The organism is Saccharomonospora sp. NPDC046836 (assembly GCF_040645195.1).
Taxonomy (GTDB): domain Bacteria; phylum Actinomycetota; class Actinomycetes; order Mycobacteriales; family Pseudonocardiaceae; genus Prauserella_A.
This window is the reverse complement of record NZ_JBEYXW010000115.1, coordinates 1-2,141: the sequence shown is the minus strand read 5'-3', so window position 1 is coordinate 2,141 and position 2,141 is coordinate 1. Positions and strand designations below refer to the sequence as shown.

Sequence of the window (2,141 nt, the reverse complement as noted above, 5' to 3'; positions counted from 1 at the left end):
TCAAGGTCGACGAGACCGTCCACCTCTGGGACCACCAGCCAGAGGACCACTGACGGCTACTTTGCACCGTGGGTCAGAGATAGGACGCCGGGGCCAACCAGGCCGAGCGCATCCTTCAGGCCGGGAACGCCGTCAGCGTCAACGCGGCCCGGTGGCTCGCCGAGCGCGTGGCCGCAGTCCTCTGATCCGTGAGGCCGCACCCTAGGCATGCAGACTCAGAGTCTGCATGATTGCGTTATCGCAAGCGGAAAAGGTTGCGAGAAAGAAAGCGAACCCCTGTACAGGAGGACACGTGACACAGACCGCTGACTGTGTGTTCTGCGCGATCGTGGCGGGCGACGCCCCGGCCACGATCGTCCGGGAGTGGGACGACGCCATCGCGATCCTGCCGCGCGGCGGCTGCACCGAGGGCCACGTTCTCGTGCTGCCGCGTGTGCACGTAGCGGACGCCGGCACCGACCCCGAGGTGACCGGCCGCACCATGGTCCGCGCCGCCGAGCTGATGGCCGAACACCCCAACGCCAACATCATCACCAGCCGCGGCAGCGCCGCCACACAGACCGTTTTCCACCTTCACGTCCACGTAGTTCCTCGTGAAGAGGGCGACGACCTGCCCCTGCCGTGGACCCCCCAGCAGACCGCGACCAAGACCGGAGAGTCCCGATGACCAAGGACCGGCAGATCGCCTACACCCCCTCGGACATCACGCCGCCGGAGCTGCTGCCCGCCGCCCTCGCCGAGCATGTGCCCGACTGGGCCGAGGCAGCCCCCACACCGACCGATGTGCACGACTGGCCCCAGCGCCAGGCGGATGCGCTCGTCCCGTACGGGCTCGACCAGCAGGGCTGGCCGGTGAACCCCGCCGGCCGCACCGGCCGGTGCGGCCGGAACCTGGGCAAGTGGGGGGAGAACGCGGCGGCGGACCCCATCGTCGTCGCGGGGACCGGCGACCACCGCCGGGTGCTGCTGATCACCCGTGACGACATCGGCGTGGAGGCGATCCCCGGCGGGATGGTCGACCCCGGCGAGACCGCCCCGGCCGCCCTGGTCCGCGAGCTGCGCGAGGAGACCGGAGTCGACCTCACCGGCCACCGCCCGGTCATCCTCGGCCGGGACCTCGTGGACGACTGGCGCAACAGCGACCACGCCTGGGTCGCCAGTACCAGCGCCCTGTACCTGCTGCCCGCCACCGTGACCGCCGTCGCGGCCGATGACGCCCTCGACGCCAACTGGTACCCCTTCGGCTCGCTCGACCTCCTCGACGCCGCTATCACCGCCGCCGGCAGGCGCCTGTACGCCGCACATCGGCCCCTGCTCCAGCGCGCCCTGGACCACCTCGCCGCGGACCGGGGCGAGACCAGCCGCACGGCGGCGGCCCGGGACACGGACATCCTCGACAGGGCCACCGACGGCCAGCACAAGTAGGACACTCGAACCATCGACGGAAGGAGAGGCATGACAGCACAACCCGAGGAGCACCACGCCGTACCGCCGATGCGCACGCTGGCCGAGCTGCGCAACGCGCTCGCGATCTGGGGGTTCCCCGGAGACCTCCAGGAGTTCGAGGCGGAGCTGGCTGCGGCGAACCTGGACGACCTCGCCCGCGTCCGGGAGATCACCCAGGCGTACAGGCACCGCGTCCTCCTGCGGTGCGACCCGCAGGCGATGACCGCGCTGATGCAGAGCACTGCCGAGGTGGCCTTCGAGCTGGGCCAGAAGATGGCGGATGCGAGGAAGGCGCGGTGACGACGCCCACGTTCTACAGCGACGCCGCCGAGAAGGCGCTCACCGGCCTGACGGCCGGTGAGCGGGCGGCCGTCGAGTCGGTCCGCCGGTACATCGAGACGGACCCCGACGGCGAGCGGGCCCGTGGCCTGCCGGACGCCGACCCGGAATCGTCCTCATGGGCAATCGAGGTACTGCCCGAGGACACGGGCGGGCGCGGGATCTCCGTGATCTACCGCTACCACGCGGAGCTGAATGCAGCTCTGATCCTGTGGCTCATCGCCGGACCCTGACCCTCCGGCAGCACACGGCGACCCCCGGCAGAGATAGTGCCGGGCCCCAGCTCGATGCGGACCTCGCACACGCTCAGGGCGGCGCCCACAACGCCTACCTCGACACCGGTCAGTTCGTGATCG

General features: G+C 70.7%; 4 protein-coding genes. All 4 read left to right on the top strand.

Annotated elements, in window-relative coordinates:
• Positions 1-292: 292 nt before the first annotated feature.
• From ABZ863_RS35545 to ABZ863_RS35530, 4 genes are read left to right on the top strand one after another with little or no spacing between them, the layout of a single operon-like run.
• Positions 293-667, top strand: a complete 375-nt coding sequence (locus ABZ863_RS35545; protein WP_358290355.1) for an HIT domain-containing protein — start codon at positions 293-295, stop codon at positions 665-667.
• Positions 664-1,425, top strand: a complete 762-nt coding sequence (locus ABZ863_RS35540) for an NUDIX domain-containing protein (protein WP_358290357.1) — start codon at positions 664-666, stop codon at positions 1,423-1,425. Before ABZ863_RS35545 ends, ABZ863_RS35540 begins: the two co-directional genes overlap by 4 nt.
• 30 nt (positions 1,426-1,455) lie before the next feature.
• A complete protein-coding gene (locus ABZ863_RS35535; protein ID WP_129813001.1) occupies positions 1,456-1,746 on the top strand; it encodes a hypothetical protein in 291 nt (96 codons plus the stop codon).
• Complete coding sequence (locus tag ABZ863_RS35530) at positions 1,743-2,018, top strand: hypothetical protein (protein ID WP_358290360.1); 276 nt, start codon at positions 1,743-1,745, stop codon at positions 2,016-2,018. The genes ABZ863_RS35535 and ABZ863_RS35530 overlap by 4 nt, the downstream gene beginning before the upstream one ends.
• The last annotated feature ends 123 nt before the right edge of the window (positions 2,019-2,141 follow it).

Coding starts and splice junctions, on each gene's coding strand:
- ABZ863_RS35535 (WP_129813001.1), top strand. CDS start 1,456: ATGACAGCACAACCCGAGGAGCACCACGCCGTACCGCCGATGCGCACG.
- ABZ863_RS35540 (WP_358290357.1), top strand. CDS start 664: ATGACCAAGGACCGGCAGATCGCCTACACCCCCTCGGACATCACGCCG.